Source organism: Idiomarina loihiensis L2TR, from assembly GCF_000008465.1.
GTDB lineage: Bacteria > Pseudomonadota > Gammaproteobacteria > Enterobacterales > Alteromonadaceae > Idiomarina > Idiomarina loihiensis.
Genome location: NC_006512.1, coordinates 498,616 through 519,569 on the forward strand (window position 1 = coordinate 498,616; position 20,954 = coordinate 519,569).

General features: G+C 48.8%; 20 protein-coding genes and 1 pseudogene. 10 read left to right on the forward strand and 11 right to left on the reverse strand.

The window, feature by feature from the left end:
* Positions 1 to 133 precede the first annotated feature (133 nt).
* Positions 134 to 1,165, forward strand: coding sequence for an IS110 family transposase (locus IL_RS02405; RefSeq protein WP_011233734.1), 1,032 nt, complete (start codon positions 134 to 136; stop codon positions 1,163 to 1,165).
* A gap of 563 nt (positions 1,166 to 1,728) precedes the next feature.
* On the opposite strand, the gene ispB is transcribed toward IL_RS02405, so the two are convergent.
* Positions 1,729 to 2,700, reverse strand: coding sequence for an octaprenyl diphosphate synthase (gene ispB, locus IL_RS02410; protein ID WP_016341272.1), 972 nt, complete (start codon positions 2,698 to 2,700; stop codon positions 1,729 to 1,731).
* Between the two features lie 192 nt (positions 2,701 to 2,892).
* On the opposite strand from ispB, the gene rplU reads away from it, so the two are divergent.
* From rplU to IL_RS02450, 8 genes are all read left to right on the forward strand, one after another.
* Positions 2,893 to 3,204: a 50S ribosomal protein L21 gene (gene rplU, locus IL_RS02415; protein ID WP_011233736.1), complete on the forward strand. Its 312-nt coding sequence runs from the start codon at positions 2,893 to 2,895 to the stop codon at positions 3,202 to 3,204.
* Positions 3,205 to 3,219: 15 nt separating this feature from the next.
* A complete protein-coding gene (gene rpmA / locus IL_RS02420; RefSeq protein WP_011233737.1) occupies positions 3,220 to 3,477 on the forward strand; it encodes a 50S ribosomal protein L27 in 258 nt (85 codons plus the stop codon).
* Positions 3,478 to 3,593: 116 nt separating this feature from the next.
* Positions 3,594 to 4,748, forward strand: coding sequence for an Obg family GTPase CgtA (cgtA, locus tag IL_RS02425; protein ID WP_011233738.1), 1,155 nt, complete (start codon positions 3,594 to 3,596; stop codon positions 4,746 to 4,748).
* 71 nt (positions 4,749 to 4,819) lie between these two features.
* Positions 4,820 to 5,320 carry a type 3 dihydrofolate reductase gene (gene folA / locus IL_RS02430; RefSeq protein ID WP_011233739.1) on the forward strand — a complete coding sequence of 167 codons (501 nt, stop codon included), beginning with the start codon at positions 4,820 to 4,822 and terminating at the stop codon, positions 5,318 to 5,320.
* 110 nt (positions 5,321 to 5,430) lie between these two features.
* Positions 5,431 to 5,805 (forward strand): DUF3718 domain-containing protein, encoded by a 375-nt coding sequence (locus tag IL_RS02435; RefSeq protein WP_011233740.1) that lies wholly within the window; start codon positions 5,431 to 5,433, stop codon positions 5,803 to 5,805.
* A gap of 147 nt (positions 5,806 to 5,952) precedes the next feature.
* Positions 5,953 to 7,398, forward strand: a complete 1,446-nt coding sequence (locus IL_RS02440) for an alpha/beta hydrolase (RefSeq protein WP_011233741.1) — start codon at positions 5,953 to 5,955, stop codon at positions 7,396 to 7,398.
* Between the two features lie 3 nt (positions 7,399 to 7,401).
* Positions 7,402 to 8,136, forward strand: a complete 735-nt coding sequence (locus IL_RS02445; RefSeq protein ID WP_011233742.1) for an ATP-binding cassette domain-containing protein — start codon at positions 7,402 to 7,404, stop codon at positions 8,134 to 8,136.
* A complete protein-coding gene (locus tag IL_RS02450; RefSeq protein ID WP_011233743.1) occupies positions 8,136 to 9,281 on the forward strand; it encodes an ABC transporter permease in 1,146 nt (381 codons plus the stop codon). The genes IL_RS02445 and IL_RS02450 overlap by 1 nt, the downstream gene beginning before the upstream one ends.
* A gap of 363 nt (positions 9,282 to 9,644) precedes the next feature.
* Here IL_RS02450 and IL_RS02455 read toward each other — a convergent pair whose 3' ends face one another.
* The 7 genes from IL_RS02455 to folE2 all read right to left on the reverse strand — a co-directional run bounded on the left by IL_RS02455 (position 9,645) and on the right by folE2 (position 16,854).
* On the reverse strand, positions 9,645 to 10,964 hold the full coding sequence (locus tag IL_RS02455; protein ID WP_011233744.1) for an NAD(P)/FAD-dependent oxidoreductase: 1,320 nt from the start codon (positions 10,962 to 10,964) through the stop codon (positions 9,645 to 9,647).
* A 282-nt stretch (positions 10,965 to 11,246) separates the two neighbouring features.
* Positions 11,247 to 11,816: a GNAT family N-acetyltransferase gene (locus IL_RS02460; protein ID WP_011233745.1), complete on the reverse strand. Its 570-nt coding sequence runs from the start codon at positions 11,814 to 11,816 to the stop codon at positions 11,247 to 11,249.
* Positions 11,816 to 13,195: an adenosylhomocysteinase gene (ahcY, locus tag IL_RS02465; RefSeq protein ID WP_011233746.1), complete on the reverse strand. Its 1,380-nt coding sequence runs from the start codon at positions 13,193 to 13,195 to the stop codon at positions 11,816 to 11,818. The genes IL_RS02460 and ahcY overlap by 1 nt, the downstream gene beginning before the upstream one ends.
* 47 nt (positions 13,196 to 13,242) lie before the next feature.
* Positions 13,243 to 14,253, reverse strand: coding sequence for an adenosine kinase (locus IL_RS02470; protein ID WP_011233747.1), 1,011 nt, complete (start codon positions 14,251 to 14,253; stop codon positions 13,243 to 13,245).
* 49 nt (positions 14,254 to 14,302) lie between these two features.
* Positions 14,303 to 15,259: a cobalamin biosynthesis protein CobD/CbiB gene (locus tag IL_RS02475; RefSeq protein ID WP_011233748.1), complete on the reverse strand. Its 957-nt coding sequence runs from the start codon at positions 15,257 to 15,259 to the stop codon at positions 14,303 to 14,305.
* A 24-nt stretch (positions 15,260 to 15,283) separates the two neighbouring features.
* On the reverse strand, positions 15,284 to 15,835 hold the full coding sequence (locus IL_RS02480; RefSeq protein ID WP_011233749.1) for a DUF2726 domain-containing protein: 552 nt from the start codon (positions 15,833 to 15,835) through the stop codon (positions 15,284 to 15,286).
* Between the two features lie 92 nt (positions 15,836 to 15,927).
* Complete coding sequence (folE2, locus tag IL_RS02485; RefSeq protein WP_011233750.1) at positions 15,928 to 16,854, reverse strand: GTP cyclohydrolase FolE2; 927 nt, start codon at positions 16,852 to 16,854, stop codon at positions 15,928 to 15,930.
* A gap of 199 nt (positions 16,855 to 17,053) precedes the next feature.
* Here folE2 and IL_RS02490 point away from each other — a divergent pair, with 199 nt between their 5' ends.
* Positions 17,054 to 17,404 (forward strand): Hpt domain-containing protein, encoded by a 351-nt coding sequence (locus tag IL_RS02490; protein ID WP_011233751.1) that lies wholly within the window; start codon positions 17,054 to 17,056, stop codon positions 17,402 to 17,404.
* On the opposite strand, the pseudogene arcA reads toward IL_RS02490, so the two are convergent.
* The 3 genes and pseudogenes from arcA to IL_RS02505 all read right to left on the reverse strand — a co-directional run bounded on the left by arcA (position 17,398) and on the right by IL_RS02505 (position 20,940).
* A pseudogene (arcA, locus tag IL_RS02495) lies at positions 17,398 to 18,119 on the reverse strand (two-component system response regulator ArcA). The gene IL_RS02490 and the pseudogene arcA sit on opposite strands and share 7 nt — an antisense overlap.
* Positions 18,120 to 18,219: 100 nt before the next feature.
* Entirely contained in the window at positions 18,220 to 19,839 is a 1,620-nt protein-coding gene (locus IL_RS02500) for an ATP-binding protein (RefSeq protein ID WP_011233753.1), read from the reverse strand.
* A gap of 96 nt (positions 19,840 to 19,935) precedes the next feature.
* Positions 19,936 to 20,940 carry a class I SAM-dependent methyltransferase gene (locus tag IL_RS02505; protein WP_011233754.1) on the reverse strand — a complete coding sequence of 335 codons (1,005 nt, stop codon included), beginning with the start codon at positions 20,938 to 20,940 and terminating at the stop codon, positions 19,936 to 19,938.
* Positions 20,941 to 20,954: the final 14 nt, after the last annotated feature.

A 20,954-nucleotide genomic window follows, 5' to 3' on the forward strand; every position in this document is an offset into this window, starting at 1 on the left:
ACCACCCCCAATACTTCCACGCTATTTGCTGAAAGTTATGTAGCCTGATGAGATGGTCCCCTCCCTCCTAAGCGGCATCGCAATGTGCCAATATAGAGGTTCAAGCTTCTATAGAACAGAGTGGAGAGGACCAATGGCTATTGTAAACAGAATTGCCCTGGATTTGGCAAAGGATTTTATTCAGGTTTTGGCGCTGGATGAAAATGAGCAGGAAGTTTTTAATAAAAAACTGCGCAGCAATAAAGTGTTAGCGAAGCTGGCGACGCTGAGCCGTACGGATGACTGTGAAGTAGCGGTTGAGTCCTGCGGCATGAGTCATTACTGGCGCCGCGAATGTGAAAAGCTGGGTTATAAAACGGTGGCGTTGCCACCGCGTTTCGTCAAAGCGTACCTGCAGGGTGAGAAGAACGATGCGAATGACGCCCGGGCAATAGCCGAGGCGGCATCACGACCCAACCGTCAGACGGTCAGGCTGAAAAGCATTGAGCAGCAGGACTTAGCATTGATGGTCAATCAGCGGGAAGGCTTCGTGCAGACGAGAACGCAGTTCTCGAATAGGTTGCGGGGGCAACTGGCCGAATACGGCATTCTTTTACCGAAGCGAGTCGGTACGATATTACAGAGAGTACCGGAGGTACTGGAAGACGACAGCAATGCGCTGACGCTTCAGTCACGGGACCTCATCAACCGGCTCTATCAGATGCTGCGAGCGGTGGATGAAGAAGTTAAAGCGCTGGATAAGCACTTAGCGACACAGGCCGAAAGGAATGAAGACAGTCAGCGGCTGATGACCCTGCCGGGTATCGGACCGATAACAGCGACCTCGCTGCTGGCACTGATAGGTGATGTGAGTGAATTTAAACGCGGCCGCAACCTGTCGGAATACCTGGGACTGGTACCACGGCAAAACAGCAGTGGCGGTAAAGACCGTTTAGGCGGTATTACCAAAAAAGGGAACACCAAACTCAGGACACTGCTGGTGCATGGCGCCCGCTCGGCACTGCGGGTGGCACAACAGCGCCACGACAGGCTGAGCCTCTGGGCACAGGATGTCGCTAAACGCAGAGGCAACAACGTTGCAGCGGTGGCACTGGCTAACAAGCACGCCCGGATAATCTGGGCGATGTTAAAGAATAAAGAAGATTACCGGATGACTGCTGCTTAACAGCATTCAGTAAAAGAGCACAGCGAAGGTTCATTCCTTCCGGGAGTTGCAAACGTCAACAGGATGGTAAAATAGGGTAAACCGACGACAACTGAGACTGTTGAACGTCCGTACATAAAGTACGTTAGCCTGATAAGCCAGTTGTCGTGCGGAGTTCATCCAGGCCAGGTGCGCAAAGCGCGCACCATAAACAGGCCGTATATATGCGAGCGCCCCGACATTTACCACGAGTTGCCGTTGCAAAACGGGAGGGGACCATATATGACGTTCACGTCAGGAGTTATCTTTGGACTTTCCACCTGATGTGAATATCAGGCTACGAAAATGGTTGGAGGGCAGGTTGCTCACTTGTGAGCGTTACGAGTGTTGATAGCTTCTGTAGCGGAGTGTCGAAGGCCAGGGATGGCCTTCGTCAAGCCCTCATGGATGAGCTCGTAGCGTCTCCGCTACAGAAGCTATCAATGCTCAAGCGAAACAAGTGAGCAATCTGCCCTCTCCCAAGCCCTACAGGGAAGTACTTGGGGGCGTCCTCCGAAACAGAACCCGCTCCCCCAAGGCATTTCTTACGCCACCCGGTCGACTGCAAGGTGGGTTAGGGTGAGCAGGGCTTGTTTGTAGTCGGAGTCGGGGAGTTCACTTAGGGATTCACGCGCTTGTTCGGCGGCTTCTAAGGCTTTGTCGCGGGTGTACTGCAAGGCTCCTGTCCGCTCCATAGCGGTTAGCACGGTTTGTAAGTGCTCACGTCCGTCGCCTTGCTCAATGGCTTCGCGAATCAGCTTTTGCTCTATTTCGTTGCCGTGCCACATGGCGTATAGCAAGGGTAGTGTAGGCTTACCTTCCGCTAGGTCATCACCGGCGTTCTTACCCATAGATTCGCTATCCGCGGTGTAATCCATTAAATCATCTACCAGCTGAAAAGCAGTGCCCAGGTAACGACCGTAGTCGGCCAGTTGCTGGGTTACTTTTTCGTCTTGTGCGGTTAAGACACCGGCTAACTCTGTAGCTGCTTCAAACAACTTGGCGGTTTTGCCGTAAATAACATTAAAGTAGCTGGCTTCTGAGGTATCTGGGTCGTTACAGTTCATTAACTGCAGTACTTCACCTTCAGAAATGATGTTGGTGGCATCCGCTAAAATCCGCAGAATCCGCAGTGAGTCTAAATCGACCATTAACTGAAAAGCGCGGGTATAAAGGAAGTCACCAACGAGTACGCTGGCTTCATTACCGAACACTGCGTTGGCGGTTTTGCGTCCGCGGCGCAGTTCCGATTCATCAACGACATCATCGTGAAGCAGAGTCGCGGTATGAATAAACTCGATAATCGTAGCAAGTTTGCGGTGATCGTTACCTTCATAACCCAGAGCCCGACAAGCTAATATGGCGAGCAGCGGCCGTAAGCGTTTACCGCCACTGTTGACAATATAAAGGCCTAATTGGTTAATTAAGGCAACATCCGATTGAAGTTGTTCACCTATTAATGCATTAACACCAAGCATGTCGTCTTTGGCTAATGCGTTAATGGACTGCATATCCATCATAGATATCTGTTTATTTACAAAATTTAACGGAAAACAGATGGTACACTATTTATAGCAGAGCGGAAACTCAATCCGCGGTAAGCGGTGCCGCTTTTAAGTTCAAATTAAGGGTTGCGATCGCTGACTGGATTACGTACAATTCGCGCCCTGATTTGAATTTGGATGCCCAATAGGGTTGTGGAGAATAATATGTACGCAGTATTCCAAAGTGGCGGTAAGCAGCACCGTGTGTCTGAAGGCCAAATCGTCCGCCTGGAAAAACTGGAAGCAGCTACCGGTGATGTAGTTGAATTCGACCAGGTTTTGATGGTTTCTGACGGCAACGATGTAAACATCGGTGCTCCGTTCGTGTCCGGTGGTAAAGTGAAAGCGGAAGTGATTGATCACGGTCGTGGCGATAAAATTAAAATCGTTAAGTTCCGTCGTCGTAAGCATTCTCGCCGTCAACAAGGCCATCGTCAGTGGTTCACGGAAGTGAAAATCACTGGTATCAACAGCTAATTAAGGAGTAACGACATGGCACATAAAAAGGCTGGTGGTTCTACTAAAAACGGTCGCGACTCAGAGAGTAAACGTCTCGGTGTTAAGCGCTTCGGTGGTGAGTCTGTGTTAGCAGGCAACATCCTGGTTCGTCAACGTGGTACTAAGTTCCACGCTGGTGCGAACGTTGGTATTGGTAAAGACCACACATTGTTTGCAACCTCAGAAGGCAAAGTGTCTTTTGATGTGAAGGGCAGCAAAAACCGTAAATTTGTGAGCGTTATTACTGACTAATAATGTGAACATAAACTGAAAAGTTTCGGTTCTGAAAGCCCTGCCTTACGGCGGGGCTTTTTCATATGTGCTAGAATTTTGCACAGTATTCTATAAGTGATAAGTAGCAGATTGCGATGAAATTCGTTGATGAAGTAGAAATCCGCGTAGACGCGGGTGACGGTGGTAATGGTTGTATCAGTTTCCGTCGCGAAAAATATATTCCCAAAGGCGGCCCTGACGGCGGCGATGGTGGCGACGGCGGTGATGTCTATCTAGAAGCAGACGAGAACCTGAATACCCTTATCGATTATCGTTTTGAACGTTTTCATAAAGCTGAACGCGGTAAAAACGGTATGGGCAAAAACTGTACGGGCAGGCGCGGTAACGACATCGTGCTGCCGGTTCCTCCTGGTACCCGCGCTACCGATATTGATACTGGCGAAGTTCTTGGCGATTTGACGAAACACGGTCAACGTTTAATGGTAGCCAAAGGTGGTTTCCATGGTCTGGGTAATACGCGTTTTAAAAGCAGTATAAACCGTGCGCCACGACAAAAAACCGATGGTACTCCTGGCGAAGTACGCCCGCTAAAGCTGGAACTGATGTTGTTGGCTGATGTTGGTTTGCTGGGTATGCCGAATGCCGGTAAATCGACTTTTATTCGCTCGGTTTCCGCAGCACGCCCTAAAGTAGCCGACTATCCGTTTACCACCCTGATACCAAACCTGGGTGTTGTGCGTCCCGCTCCGCATCAGAGTTTTGTTATTGCCGATATCCCCGGTCTTATTGAAGGCGCGGCCGAAGGTGCTGGACTAGGCATACAATTCCTAAAACATTTAGAGCGTTGTCGTTTATTACTGCACTTGGTAGATTTAGCCCCGTTTGATGAAACCGACCCTGCCGAGCAGGCGCGTATTATTATCAACGAGCTGGAAAAATACAGCCCGAAACTGGCTGAAAAGCCACGCTGGCTGGTCATCAATAAAGTCGACTTGCTGCTGGACGAAGAGGTTCAGGAAAAAGTAGATGAGCTGGTTAAATCTCTGAACTGGGACGGCCCGGTGTTCCAAATCGCAGCTCTGGAAGGGCGTGGCAGCGACGCGCTTTGTCGTGAGGTAATGTCTTATCTTGAAACATTGCCAGCACCTGACACTGAGCAGCATGAAGAAGCCGATCCGGTCGAGTTCATGTGGGACACTTACCACGAAGAAGTTCTTGAAGAAGAGATGGATGACGAAGATGACGACGATGACGATGATCACGACGTCGAAGTTATTTATCAGAAGTAGCCTGACATTCATGTCAGGTGAGGTCTTGGTCCTGACGTAAACGTCAGGCTACGCATTAAGGATATCGCCGAATGAAAATATCACTCGTGGTTGCTATGGCCGATAATCGGGTTATTGGAAAAGATAACAAAATGCCATGGCACCTGCCGGACGAGTTGCAATATTTCAAAAAAATTACCTTAGGTAAGCCAATTGTTATGGGGCGCCGGACTTTTGAGTCAATTGGTCGTCCTTTGCCCGGCCGCAAGAATATCGTTCTAAGCCGTCGAACGGATCGTTCGGAAAATCAGGACAGTCAGGTGGTTTGGGTGTCTGGGGTGCAACAGGCAATAGCCGCTGCAGGTCCGGTTGAGGAACTCATGATTATCGGCGGTGGAAAAATTTATGAGAAATTTTTACCCCTCGCAGACCGACTATATGTTACTAAAATAGAACTAAATGTTGAGGGTGATACTTACTTTCCCGATTATCATCAAGTCGCCGACTGGCAAGAGATAGAGCGGCAAAACTTTGCCGCTGATGAGCGCAACTCCCATAACTTTAGTACTCTTATTTTCGACAGAGTAAGTTAATAAGAAGTTATAAATTCAGTAACTTACATGTATTTTAAGCCATTGCAGCAGGCTTGAGTTCGTAGTATCATCTTGATGAATTTTTGAACAATCTTGTGATGGGGTTTTAGATGAAAGCAATTGTATTAGGCACCATGATGGCTGCCGTTGCGGCAACTGGCGTAACGTTTTCAAAGAGCGCAGAGGCAAATGAATTAGCCTTAAGCTTATGCACATACGTACAGGGTGATGACACCATGCGTATGCGTAAAAAATTACGTGATGCTCGTGTCCGCGTACGCGATATTTACAGTGGTATTCAGTGTAATGGTCAGAGCTTATTGCAATTTGCCATGTCAAATGGCTCACAAGACATTGGTGAGTTCATTGTTGGTCGCTTGTCAGTAGATGAACTGAAAGCTTCTGGCGACTACGAATGGGCGCAATCTAACGGTCATGGCAGCAGTGCAATTGCAGTAGCAATTAAAGATCGCGCTGGCCTGTAAGTTAGGCACTAATAAAATTATTTTCTAAAAGCCTGCAATTTTTGCGGGCTTTTTTACATCTTCTAACAAATCAATCAGTGACTTACCTTGTAATTCTCCCCTGTTCTCTACGACAATAGATCCGTTGCATATATAAACGGAACCGCTATGAAACAATGGATGGCATTATCGCTACTGTTACTGGGACTGATACCGCATAGCGGTCAGGCACAGACAAAAATAAATGAAGCTTCGGGCTGTTATTTACCCGGCGTGCAAGAGAAACTGCACTGTGGCACAGTTTCAGTTCCTGAAAATTACGAACAACCCGACGGCAAGCATATTGGTATTTACTACGCGATTCTTCCCGCTATTCAGGAAGGAGCGCAAGCCGATCCTATGCTCATTCTGGCCGGAGGGCCGGGACAGGCCGCTACCGAATTAACTCCAATGATAGCGCGTATGTTCGAAGCGGTGCGTCAAAAGCGCGATATCCTTCTAATTGATCAGCGTGGCACAGGTAAAAGTCACCCGCTTGAATGTGGTATTGAACGCCCTGATGAATTGATACGAGCTGACGATGAGCAGGACCTTAGAGCCTTGAGTCGTGAATGTCAGGAACAGTACCCTGATACAGACACAACGCAATATCATACGGTTAACGCAGTTAAAGACTTTGAGCGAGTACGTGAACATTTAGGTATAGAGCAACTGAACCTTTATGGCGGCTCTTATGGAACGCGCGTTGGACTAACTTATTTACGTGAAGCACCGAGCTCAGTTCGTACGGCTACCCTCGATGCCGTAGCTCCGCCTCAGGTGATCATCGGGCCTTTTGGTCAACACGGAGCCAATGCATTTGACGAAATGCTCAAAGACTGTTCCGAACAAAGCCCGTGTCATGAGAAGTTCCCTAACCTAGAGCAAGAATACTATGAGGTGATGAGTGAGCTTGAAGCTGAGAATATATTGCTGGAAACGCGTGACCCCCTCTCTTTTGAGCCGCTGGAAATAAAACTGACTCCCGGGCGTTTTAGCTCAATTATTCGTGTTGCTTTATATCACCCCAGTACTCGTCAGTTATTGCCTTACGCGATTCACTCAGCAGCTGAAGGAAACTACCATGCAATACTGGGGCTGATGGGCGGTACTATGTCACAAAACAGTATTTACCTGGGGCTTATGCTCTCGGTTGTGTGTGGCGAAGACTTGCCAAGGGCGACTCCTGAGCTTTTCGCTCAGGACGGCAACAATGAGTTTATTGGCAGCCGCACCGGTGATGCCTTTGTCGACATGTGTGCGGGTTGGCAATCATCGAGTGTTCCATCTTATTGGTCCGATCCGGTTGTTAGTGATAAGCCGGTTTTGTTGTTATCGGGAGAGCTGGACCCGGTGACGCCTCCGGAATGGGGCGAAATTGCCCACAGAACCTTACCTAACAGTAAACATCTGATTGCACCTAACGCCGGGCATACCATAGCCAGCCATACCTGCGCTAATAAGCTCATTGCAGATTTTATCGAGCAAGGTTCTATCGAAAATATTGATGGCAGCTGCTTAAAAGAACAAAGGCTGAAGCCATTTGTGCTGAACCAGAATGCAGCGGGGCTATAAATAATGATAAACGTAGATGCACTGACAAAAACATTCAAAAATGTGCAAGCGCTGGACTCTCTTTCATTTCAGGCAAAAGATGGCGAAATTACCGGGCTTCTTGGGCCTAACGGAGCCGGGAAAACGACTTGTCTGCGTATTATTTACGGGTTGTTGCAGGCAGATACCGGCAAAGCAGAGATTGAAGGTGTTGATGCCAACCAGAACCCGATTGATGCACGCCGTAACCTCGGTATATTCCCTGATAAATTCGGTTTATACGAACGCTTGACCGTACGCGAGCAAGTAGCTTATTTCGCCGGGCTGCACGGGCTAAAAGGCACGGAGCAAAAGCAGGCGGTTGAGAAGGTGATAGAGAAACTGGATATTAAAGAACTTGCAGACCGTCGTACTGCCGGGTTTTCACAAGGTCAGCGGATGAAAGTAGCGTTGGCTCAGGCTTTAGTACACAGCCCGAAACACTTGATTCTGGATGAACCCAGCCGCGGTCTGGACGTGATGAGTACCCGAATTTTAAGAGATGTGTTGCGCGAACAACGCGCTCAAGGCACCTGTATCTTGTTTTCCAGTCACGTTATGCAGGAAGTTGCCGCTCTATGTGACCGAGTGGTGGTGATGGCAAAAGGCAAAGTGGCAGCTGAAGGAACACCGCAGGAGCTGTGCGATATGACCGGCGAGCAACAGCTGGAAGACGCCTTCGTTAAAATTATCGGTACCGACGAGGGGATAGCAGCCTAATGAGTGCATTAACTTCCGTATGGAAAAAAGAGTTCCGGGACGCTATTCGTGATAAACGTTCTGTTTTAGCGGCAATGTCCTATGCGTTTTTTGGCCCTTTATTAATGGCCGTAGCCTTCTTTTTCTTAATAACCCAACTGACCGACCCAGCAGACGTTGAAATTACCATTGAAGGCAAAGAAAATGCCCCTCAACTCGTTGAATTTTTGAACGAACGTGGTGTTGTTGCTAAAGAAGGGGAGTGGGCGAAAACCGAAACGCCAATAATATTGACCTTACCGCAAAACTGGCAGGAAAGTGTGAGTAAAGCCGAACCGGTGGAGGTAACATTACGCGCCGACTGGTCCGCACAAAAACAGCAGACCGAAATTAAGCGTGTAGAGCAGGCCGTTCAGGCATACTCCAGTCAAATAGCGGCTTACCGTCTGACTTTACGGGGTGTGGATCCGCGTGTCGTGCAACCAATACAGTTACAAAAGCAAGACTTAGCAACCCGGGGCTCAAAAGCGGCCTTGATTATGGGCAGTGTGCTGGTATTTATTATCTTGTCTGTATTCTGGTCTGGTATGAATGTGGCTATTGATATCAGTGCTGGTGAGCGTGAACGTAACTCGCTGGAATTTTTGCTGAGTCAGCCGTTAAGCACCTGGGACATTGTTACCGGTAAAGCACTGACCGCAACGACCTTTTCATTGTTCGGGGCAATACTGTCACTGGTACTCATACCCATTATATTTGCCTACGTTCCATTACACGAAATTGGTATGAACGTGAACTTTAGTGTGGGTATGATGCTACTAATGTTTGTTTTGCTGGTACCGCTAGCTTTGTTCGCGACCGCCCTGCAATTGTTTGTGTCCTTTCGCGCGAAAAACTTCAAAGAAGCACAAACCTACATCAGCTTCTTATTGATCATTCCCATGGCAGCGTCATTCGGTGTCGAATTTGCACGGCTTAAAAATCCAATTCTCTACTATCTCCCGCTAACCGGTCAGCATCAGGCTTTTCTGTCACTGATACGCGGTGAGAACGTGAATGTCATGGGAACGGTCATCAGCGCAATTGCCACCCTGGCAGCCGCTCTGCTGCTCATGAAATACATAGCCCGAATGCTCAAAAGCGAAAAAATCGTCTTCGGCCTGTAGCGGGGCTGAATAGCGAGCGCTGAGGTTACAAGGGCCATTGTGGAGGACGCCCGTAAATACATCCCTGTAGGGCTTGGGCAGCGCCATCCATGGCGCTGCACACCTCCACAATAGCCCTGTGTAACCGTCGGCGCGCTCACTATCTTCCGCTTTAGTTAAGAAGCCACTTAAGCCGTGATGAGAGAGATTAGAAGGGCAGGCTGTTCACTTGTGAGCGTTACGAGTGTTGAAAGCCTCTGTGGCGGAGTGTCGAAGGCCATGGATGGCCTTCGTCAAGCTCTCATGGATGAGCTCGTCGCGTCTCCGTCATAGAGGCTTTCAATGCTCAAGCGAAGCAAGTGAGCAGCCTGCCCCTGTCCCCCCTCAGTCGCGTAGGCGGCCGTAGTGGTAGTAGAGCCATTGGCCGAGGCGGCGGAAGCGTGGTAATGGAAAGGGCTTTAGTTTTGACTGGTAGTACGGTAGCTCGGGCAGGTTTTTTTCCATGGCGGCTTCTGCCAGTCTTTGACCGGCCAGGGCGGTAAAGCCAACACCGGCGCCGCAGTAACCCATGCTGGCGTAGATATTATCTTTCACTTTGCCTACTCGCGGGTAATCGTCCAGTGACACACTGACCCAGCCACTCCAGAAATACTCCCACTTGTTCACTTCTCGCAGTTGCGGGAAAGTCTGGTGTAATGCCTGCAGTAAGCGTTTAGCATATATCGGCTTCTCTGCGCTTTTCCCTTGAATGGCACCACGACCACCAAACAATAAGCGGTTATCGGGCAGTAAGCGGAAGTAATACTTCAGGATGCGTGTATCCATTATGGCGTATTGAGGTGAAAGCTTAATACTCTCAACCTGTTCGTTACTCAGAGGTGGGGTGGTAATAATGCTTGAGAGTACCGGTAGCGAGCGGCTGGCAAGCTCCGGCAACAGTTTCCCTGAGGTATAGCCATTAGAACAAACCAACAGCTTACGGGCGCGTACAGAGCCTTTGGCGGTTTGCAGATACACTCCTTTGCCGCCAAGTGACACGGCCTGAGTTACCGGGCAGTGTTCAACTAATTGCGCACCAGCGGCAGTTGCCCTTCGCGCGGTAGCTGCTGCTAACAAAATGGGGTTAAGGGTAAAACAATCAGTAAAGCGTAATGCGGCATGGGCCTGTGGGCTTGAAATAAGCCCCGAGAGTTGATTTTGGGTGAGCCATTCAACGGGTTGATTAAACTTTTTAAGCTGCTCATATTGTTGTTTCAATGGTGCCACGGCGCTGTTGCGGTGCGCTATTTTCAGGTAGCCACCGTTTTGGCGCTGGCACTGCGAAGGGCAATAACGCAAAGTTTCTTCAACCAGTTGCAGTGCCTTTTGATGTTCATCGGCAATGTCTTGCGCAATGTCAGCACCAAGGCGTTCAGCCCAGGCCGACAAGCCCAGTCGGCCGGTACTTTTCATCACAAACCCGGCATTACGCGACGAACAACCCCAGGCCAGTTGGTTGGCTTCAAAAACTGCAACAGAATGCCCATTTTCGGCCAGAACCCGAGCCGCATTTAACCCCGTATAACCCGCACCAATAACAGCAAATTCGACTTCCTCCGGCGCATCCACACACTCCGGAAACTCGGCCTGCGTATGCTGCTGCCAATAACTAGGCTCAGGAGCATCATGAGGCCCCGGAGGCGCATTAACCAAAGGATCATACATAAACACCCACCTATAAAACGGAGAGGGAAGACAGCGAGCGCTGAGGTTACAAGGGCTATTGTGGAGGACGCCCGTGAATACATCCGTGTAGGGCTTGGGCAGCGCCATCCATGGCGCTGCACACCTCCACAATAGCCCTATGTAACCGTTGGCGCGCTCACTATCTCCCGCCTCATGGATGAGCTCGTCGCGTCTCCGCCACAGAGGCCTTCAATGCTCAAGCGAAACAAGTGAGCAGTCTGCCCCAAGCCCATGCAACCTCAGCGCTCGCTATTCGGAGCCTTACGTATCGAATTTCAGCAGCATTTCGCCGGCGTTGCAGTAGCAGGTGCCGTCGCATACTGGGCAATAGTAACCGTCTTCTACTGAGGCTTTGTACCAGCGCTTTTCATGTTGCTTAATCATTTCACCGCCGCAGCGGGTGAAATATTCATAGGCGCTGTTATTGGGGCTTTGCATCCAAATGTGCGCTAAACCACCACGGCAGCCCAGTTCTTTGGCGGTTTCAATACTACGGAACAACAGTTCTTTGCCTATGCCCAGACCGCGTGCCTTTTCTGACACCGCCGCGCATTTAAAGTAGCACAGCTTCTCGGCTGGAATTGGCCAGGCGTCTGGGGTGCAAAAATCATCGATTGGCCATTGTCCGGGCGCCAGGGTAATGCGCACGCCCAACGGGGTCTCGCCGCGCAAAGCTATCCAGTTCAACTGCACGTTACCCGCGGTTCCGCCAGCCAGATACTGCTGGAAACTGTCTTCGTTCAGGTAGTTGTCGCCATGAACTTCGTTGGCCAGATCAATAACGGCCGCCATATCGGCAGCCGTTATTTCACGATAAATAATATCGCTCATTAGTAGCGGTACTCGTCTGTCTTAAACGGACCTTCCACATCAACGTGAATGTAGTTAGCCTGATCCGCGGTTAGCTTAGTGATAACACCGCCGAAGCCCTGCACCATATAACGCGCGACTTCTTCGTCCAGTTGCTTAGGCAGAACTTCTACACGCAGATACTCTTCCTGCTGTTTAATTTCCATGTCGGCAAATTTCTGTTCGAACAAGTGAATTTGAGCAAGTACCTGGTTAGCAAATGAACCATCCATAATACGGCTGGGGTGACCGGTTGCGTTACCCAAGTTAACCAGACGGCCTTCGGCCAGCAGTATCAGGTAGTCGTTGTCGTCGTCTGAACGGTAAATTTTATGAACCTGCGGCTTAATTTCTTCCCAGCGCCAGTTTTTACGCATAAAGGCTGTATCAATCTCGTTATCGAAGTGGCCAATGTTGCAAACCAGAGCGGTAGGCTTAAGTGCCGCCAGCATGTAGCGGTCACACACGTCCATATTACCGGTTGTGGTGACAATCAGGTCGGTATTGCTCAGTAAGTCTTTGTTGATGTTGTCGCCGGTACCGTTGTTTTTGCCTTCAAGGTAAGGAGAAACCACTTCAAAGCCGTCCATGCAGGCCTGCATGGCACAAATTGGGTCAATTTCGCTGATTTTAACAATCATGCCTTCCTGACGCAGGCTAGCGGCAGAACCTTTACCCACATCACCGTAACCAACTACCAGAGCTTTCTTACCTGACAATAAGTGGTCAGTGGAACGCTTAATGGCATCGTTTAGTGAATGACGGCAGCCGTACTTGTTGTCATTTTTTGACTTAGTTACGGCATCGTTCACGTTAATGGCCGGTACTTTCAGAGTGCCTTTTTCCAGCATATCGAGCAAACGGTGAACACCGGTAGTGGTTTCTTCAGTAATGCCGTGAACTTTCTCCAGCATCTGCGGGAATTCGTCGTGGATCATCAGGGTTAAATCACCGCCGTCGTCCAGAATCATGTTGGCATCCCACAATTCGCCGTCTTTGTGACAAGTCTGCTTTAAGCACCAGTCGTATTCTTCTTCGGTTTCACCTTTCCAGGCAAATACCGGCACACCGGCAGCAGCCATAGCGGCAGCAGCGTGGTCCTGAGTAGAGAAAATGTTGCACGACGACCAACGCACTTCGGCACCCAGTTCAAGCAAAGTTTCAATCAACACGGCGGTTTGAATGGTCATGTGAATACAGCCAATAATACGAGCACCTGCCAGTGGTTTGCTGTCAGCGTATTTACGGCGGATAGTCATCAACGCCGGCATTTCAGATTCAGCAATCGCAATTTCCTTGCGGCCCCATTCGGCTAAGCTAATATCTGCTACTTTGTAGTCTTGTGAATTTTCTGCACTCATAGTGACTCTCTTTTTCAGTGATTTCTGTCAGTGAATTTTAAGTAAATTCAAGCAGTTTGGGCGCTCATAACGCGCTCAATTAATTGTTGCTGTCGGTCTTTATTCAGTCGGGGACCAAATTCAGTGACCAGCTCCGCCGCCGCATGGCTGGCTAAACGACCAGCGTCTTCCAGCGACATATTACGCGTTAAACCATAAAGCATAGCACCAGCAAACATGTCGCCTGCACCATTGGTATCAATGGCTTTAACCGGCACGCCCGGAATATGTACCTGACGTTCACGGTTAGCAATTACAGCACCGTCTTTACCTAAAGTAATAGCAACCGTGTCGGCCTGCTTTAGTAATACGGATAAAGCCGCCTGAGGATCGTCCTTACCGGTTAATAATTCTGCTTCTTCGCGGTTGCAGAACATTAAATCGACACCACCATCCAGAATTTCATCAATTCCGCTACGGAAAAACTTCACCATGGCAGGGTCAGAGCAAGTCATAACCAGCTTTGTATTGTTTTCCCGTGCCACTTTTTTCGCATGCTGAATCGCGCCACGCGCAATTTCTGAGGTAATTAAATAACCTTCAATATAAAGGTAGTCTGCCGCTGCAATGGCATGGTCGTCAATTTCCGCACTAGATAAATCGGCCGTTATGCCCAAATGAGTACGCATGGTGCGTTCGGCGTCAGGAGTCACCATAACCAGACAGCGCCCAGTAGTGCCCGGATTCTTTTGTTGGTGAAGGCTGGTTTCTATGCCTATTTTTTCTAAATCCTGACGGTAAAACATGCCTGCTTCGTCGTCAGCAACTTTACAGCAGTAGTAGGCCTTGCCGCCGAATTGAGCGAAAGCCACCAACGAGTTAGCTGCTGAGCCACCGCCGCTTTGCTTTTTCAATTCGCCCAGTTGGCTTAGTTCTGCAATCAGAGTGTTTTGAGCGTATTCATCAATCAGCTCCATCATGCCTTTTTTTAAATCGTGCTTTTTCAGGAAGTCCTCAGAGACTTCAAACTCCTGATCCACCAGCGCATTGCCAATGCCGACTACATCAATGGTTTTCATAATATTAAACGGTTGCTTATTAGGGCGCGTAGTATACCCGATGAGTCACTCAGGGTCGATAAATGAACAAGGCAAAAAGTGCAATAAGCAGACAAGCAATGAAAAAGCCCTGCCATTGCCTTTGCCAGCGGGAAGCTCTCGGTATTAACAACTCGGCAGGTCGTCCATCAAAACGTTGTCTGGCGATACGAATTCCCTGCACTTGTATAGGCCCGCCCAAACTTACCCGGTGGCAATAGCTGAAGCTTTGCAGCCAGCTGAGCAAAATAGTAGAGAACAAAGGGTTACGTTTTAACGGCTGCAGCCTGAATTTATTACGCTGAAATAGCGCCATAAACCGTGCTGCCAGGGCCAGTATAAATGAAGGTAAGAAATGCGTGATGGTGTGAAGCCAGTGTGTTGCCAGACCAAAGTGTCGGTACTTTGCCTGTGCAACCGGCCAAACCTGAGTCAGTTCAGAAAGGGTTCGTACTCCAAGAGCCGCCAGTGGCCCACCAACAAACCAGAAGAGCAAAGGTGTAAAGCGATGCTCCAGAATACTGGTTGCGCGCAGTTCGATGCTGGTTTTGGCAATGCCGTGTTCACTCAGTAAATCGCAGTCACGCCATGTTATGCGGCTTAGCCAGGCGCGGGCTGCGTTCTTACGGCCGCGCTGAAGATGGCTGTCGGCTAGTTTGACGGCGTGACTGACGGGTTGTTGACGCAGGCTAACCAGTAAAATTAACCAGCCAATAGCTAAAGACACTTCAGCACCGGCAAATACAATGGCCGCTGGCAGTAATACCAGCAGTGACATAGTTAACCAGGCCAAAAAACCGGCAAGGCGTTGCTGGCCGACAGGGCGGTTGGGTCTGTTAACCTTGCCGCTCATGTAGGCGGCCATTAGCCGCAAAACGGCAAAGGGGTGCCACTGCTCCGGCCAGGGAAACCAGCGCTCTGCCAGCAAAGCTAGCAGAGCCAGAGCAACAGGTGATAATATAATGTCGGTTAAAAGTTCCGTGTTCATGCAGCTATACTGCCACGGAGCAAGTTAAGCGGCAATTGGCTGTTTATTCTTATCTTTATTTGTGGGTACCGCGGCGCGTACATGTTCAGCCTGACGGATTTTACCGTGAATGTAGTCGTGTAGCTCGGCAACCCGATAACCAGGTTTTGCTTTAAAGCGCAGGAACGGCAGTCCGGCAGCGGCTAAGGTGTTTTTCAGGAATAAGTTACGTTTCTGCTGGTTCAGTGATGACTGACCCGGTTCCAGCTCGATAGCTGCTTTAACCTGCATGGTGTGAATGTCGCACAGCACATAGTCTAGAATGCGCTGGCTGGCTTTGTTGTGGGCATCTTTGCGTGCGGTTGAGGACAAGCCCGAGCGTACGGTTACAATGTCGCTTAACCGAACTTTAGTGAATATGCGAAAGCTGTCACCGACGGACTTTTCCAGTAGAGTCAAAAACTGATCTTCCTGCGCGGTGCACAAGGAAACGTCTTTTAGCTTATAAGGGTAGGGCACATAGTTTTCAGACATTCGGCTGGCAATAATAGCCACCGCAATTAACACTACAACAAACAACAACAGGATAATTTCCATTTTTCACACCTCATCAGAAAATTGACGCTCTGTGAGGTGTGAAGCAAAAGCTGTGCCAGTTATGGCTGCTTATGGAATTAATTTAACCTGATTTACGCCGAGTAACCGCCGGGAACACCTTTGGTCGTGACACTCACTGCGTCGTGCGCGTGCAGTGACTCATAGTGGTTAACCCGCAACCAGAAATCACGGAAGTTCGACATCTGGTTTAACTGATGTTGTAAGCGACGCGAGGCGTCCTCACAGAACATCAGGTTCTGTCCATTTAAACGCGCAAACTCTTGCTCGTCTTCACGTTTAACGGCGGCTTGTACTGGTGTTTTAAGAGCCCCTTCAATGGCGTCAATGAGTTCTACAATGGGAAAGTCATTAACACTGTCGCTTAAGGCAACTTTAACCTCAGCAACTGAACGTTGGCTGTGCGGTGTTGCAACAATACCTTCGGTGGAACCCAGCCACTCGTGCATGATGCTGGCATCTACCTGTTCCTGACCGGCAAATTTCTCGCTAAAGGCATCCTGAATTAACTGGCGCGCTAAAGCCGCAGAGCAAGGGCAAGTCGATGAATAAGGGACATCGACAGACAACTCCAGCTTTAACTGACCCGCATCGTAGCGGCCGGTTAAGCTGACGGGGTACGCTTTCCAGCCCTGCTTTTTGCTAATCAGTGATTTGCGGCGCAGGTGATAGTCAAAATCAAACTTAATAAAGGCCTGATCACTGATGTCTTTATGACTTTCGATAAAGTCATTCAGCAACTGCTTTAAAGTATCGTGACTGAGCTCACCTTCGGTCGACATTTTGTCCAGCAACAAATACAAGCGAGACATGTGAATACCCTTGGTTTTCGGGTTTTTCAAATTGACAAAAGCTTCCACTTTAGCTGCTACCGGGCGTTCTGGTACGCCGGCTGCTGCTACCATCAATGGAACTTCAATATTGCTCATGCCAACCCAATCGAGAGCTCCCTCTGTCTGGGCCTGCGTTTGGTTGGCTACGTCGGGCATAACTGTTGGCATTCGTTGTGAACTCCAAGTGTCGTGAATATTGTCCGGCCTGTTTGATCTTGATCAATGAGGCTCAGTCTAAAGGTGGGCATTATATCGCAGAATTTCACTAGGTGACACCGATTGCCCTAATCGATTCTGTCTGCACAGTGGTTGACTCAAAACAGGAATACGCCGAGGATAGGGTTTTGGATTGATGGAGCATAAAAAGATGGCAGAAAAATCGGCGATAGACACCGAGTTATTACAGCAATACGTCGATACCTTAGGCGTTGAAGGCGTGAATTCAACGCTGGCGACTTTTGACGGTATTATTCAAAGCTATGCGCAATTATTGCATCAGGCAGCTAAAAGCCGTAATGAAGACGAGCTACGCAAACAGGCGCATAAAGTTAAAGGTGCTTGCGGTTCAGTCGGTTTAACTGAGTTATCTAAGCTGATGGAAAAGGTTGAGAAAGACGAGTGGGAGTGGCCGGTAGCTGAGCGTTTATTAATTGAATGGGCCGATGCGGTTATTCCGCACCGACGCCAAATTGATGCCTGGTTAGCTGAGCATCACTGAGCTTGCTGATCAACCTCGCCGATAAAGCGATAGCCTTCACCATGGATGGTGGTTATTAAGTTCGGTGTTTCCGGGTGAGACTCAAAATGCCGACGAATGCGACGAATGGCAACGTCAACGGTACGGTCATTCGGACGCAGTTCGCGATCCAGCATACGTTTAACCAGTGTTTCACGGTCAAGAATGCGGCCCGGGTTAGATAAAAATACTCCAACGCACGATACTCACTTTTCGGCAAGCGGAACATTTGGTTTTCCGGTGAGTACAGGCAGCGACTGTCGCTGTTCAAACGCCAGCCATGGAACTGGAATTCAACACTGTTGTTTTCAACCGGACTGCCTGAGCGTGATGCTTCAATACGGCGACACAGGTTGCGTACACGAATTGTCAGCTCTTTTGGGTTATAAGGTTTAATGAGGTAGTCATCAGCCCCTAACTCCAGTGCTAACAGGCGGTCATCTTCGCTGTCACGACCGGTTAAGAAAATTAACCCAATGTTGTCGCTTTCACGTAAGGATTCCGCAAGTTCCAGACCATTTTTACCTGGCAAATTGACGTCCATAATTACGACATCCACACGTTCCTGACGCATGATGTTTTCCATTTGCAGGCCATCAGCAGCATCAAAAACTTCGTAGCCTTCTTGTTGGAATAGACGTGTGAGGGTCTGGCGCGTAACAACTTCGTCTTCAACAATCAGTATTCTGGCATTCATAAGCGTTGATTTTCCCGGAAAGTTCGTCGCTGTGCGTACGGTGTTGAACTTATATTTATAAAAGTTATGACGTTACATTATGACTTTTGTTTGAGATTTTTCAAGCATTGCTGACCAAAGTGACAGGAAAACGGACAATAAACTCCACGCCGTTCTTTTCTTCACTAAAGAAGTGAATGTTTCCGCCCAGTACCTGAGTCACTAAATTGTAGACCAAATGCAGACCCAGCCCGCTGCCGCCGGAACCTCGTTTGGTGGTCACAAAAGGGTCAAATATTTTACGGTTAATATCACTGGGAACACCTTTACCATTGTCGGTATAAACCATTTCCAGCTTGTCATCACCTACCATAGTAAAGCTAATGTCCACTCGTCCGCTGCTATACCCTTCAAAAGCATGGATCATAGAATTGACAATAAGGTTAATAAGCACCTGATTTAACGGTCCGGCTTTAGCGCGCACAGTCAGCCCTTCAGGGCATGAAATACGGATAGGGAATTTCTCCGGGTCCAGACGTCTGGGCTTAACCGAAATAAGAACATCGTTCATGAACGACGGAATATGAATATCCCGGTCAATTTCTGATGACTGATCAACTGCCACCTGCTTGAAGCTGGTAACCAGATCCGCCGCCCGGCCCAAATTACGGTAAATAATTTGCAGGTTTTCATCGCAATCACTTAAAAAGCGCTCGAACTCTGAGGTTGAAATTCGCTTCTCGTCGAATTTCTCCTGCATTATCGTTAATTTGTCCTGCAGCAAAGTGGAAGCGGTAACTGACAGACCTATTGGTGTATTAACCTCGTGGGCAATACCGGCCACCATGTCGCCCAGTGACGCCATTTTTTCCGATTCAACCAGTTGCCCCTGATACTGGTGCAATTGTTCCAGTGTTTTAAGCAACTCACTGTTGGATTCTTTTAGTGCCTGGGTACGCTGAGTAACCTGACGTTCCAGCTCGGTATTTAACTGACTGGCTTCTTCTTCGGCCCGGCGCTGCCGGCTAATGTGTTGCTGCACACGATCAAGCATGGTGTTAAATGCGTGCGCCATCATATCGAATTCAACCAGCTTTGACGGCGCCAGGCGCAATGAATAGTTTTTGTCCCGGGCAACCTGAGAAATCACATCAACTACGCTGTCTAATGGCGTGACAATAGTCTTTCGCAAGCGCAAAGTTATTAGCCAGCAAAGTAGCAGTGTCAGTACGAAAACCACGCTGGCAATGCCAATTGAGCGCCACATGAATAAGCGGGCCTGCTCCAGTGAGCCACGCAAATACACGTAACCAATGACTTCATCGTCAAGTACTACGGGCTGAGAAACTTCAATGTAGTTGTCGTTAGTTTGCGGTGTTGTCAGTTTATCCAGTTTAGCGAACCGCGCCGGAATAGGGGGCAGGCCTTTTTTATTGTAGCTCGAGAAAAAGGTCAGTTCGTTACTGGTTTCATCCATTTTGTAGACATGAACATGCTGAATAAACGAGGTGTTCTCTAATGAACTCAGGCGTTGTTTTTCGTTAGCGTTGTCATTAAAAACTAAGCTGCTGGCAGCGTTGCCAGCCACAATGCGGGAATAAGACAAAGCCTGGTCATGCAATGATTCCTGATATTGTGCAACCTGGCTCACAATATTAACCGTAAAACCGACGAGAAGCGCGAAGCTGGTGACCAACAACACGATATAAATCAGTATGCGCTTCAGTGAAATGGTATGCATTCAGTCTACGGCTCAATCTCTGAAAAAATTATATGTTTACTAATGTTAGCAAAGCGTTAACAAAAAAGGCATCGGTTAAACAAAAAAACGGCTTATTTATCGACAAGTGGCATGGTAAACACGATAACGGCCATCGTCGGCTATAACACTGCAGTTGCCAAACACCGATTCAATGACCTCTGGCCAGGGCAAGAAACGGTTCGCAACGACTCTAAAAACACCTTGCTTATTCAGGTGTTGCCGGGCATTGCTAATAAATTCACGAGCAATTTCATAATCGGTTCTCTGTCCGGTGTGAAACGGAGGATTACTGACAATGAAATCAAACTGTCCGGCATTGTCCGGTATGCCATCGGCTAAACGCAACTCAGTTTTTACTGGTTCATTGGCCAGCGTTATCTCACTGGCAGCAATGGCAATAGGACTCACATCACAGGCCATAAGTTCAGTGGCCACTGAAGCTAACTGCTTAGCGATAACTCCCGCACCGCAGGCAAAATCCATACCGCGGCCTTTGGGTAGATCCTTAATATGTTGCAGTAACAGCAAAGTTGCCGGGTCAATATGCTCACGACTGAATACGCCAGGCAAAGTAACAAAAGACTCTTGTTGCTGGTTTAATTCATAAGTGATGTTTTTGGCGTAGTCCTCAATCGAGGCGCTTTGATGAACCTGCTCATTGCGTTCACTGGCAAAAAGCAGGCAATGGTTTGCCGAAGCCAGTTTCTGCGGCGGCTGTAACCAGGCAGGCAAATGTTTCATTAAAGGTTGAATACCAGAGCGTTTTTCGCCGGCAAACCATACCGGAGTGCCAGTTGGTAATGACGCTAACTGTTCCAGTAAATACTGATTCAGCTCTTTTTCCTTTGCTACCAGAAATAAAACACCGTCGTAATGACTAAGGTTAGGAGGTTGAATTTGGCAAAAAACCGGGCGCCCGGCTGCTTTCCAATAAGCCGCGTGACCCGCGTGAAAACTCCAGGCCGAGGCATTAGGTAAGGCAGATAATTCGCCACCACCGGGGTGAATAACCAATAATGAGCCATTAGCCCAGGGTTGCGCGGACTGACGCCCAAGCATGGATAAAATTGCAGCTGACATAGTGATACTTAACG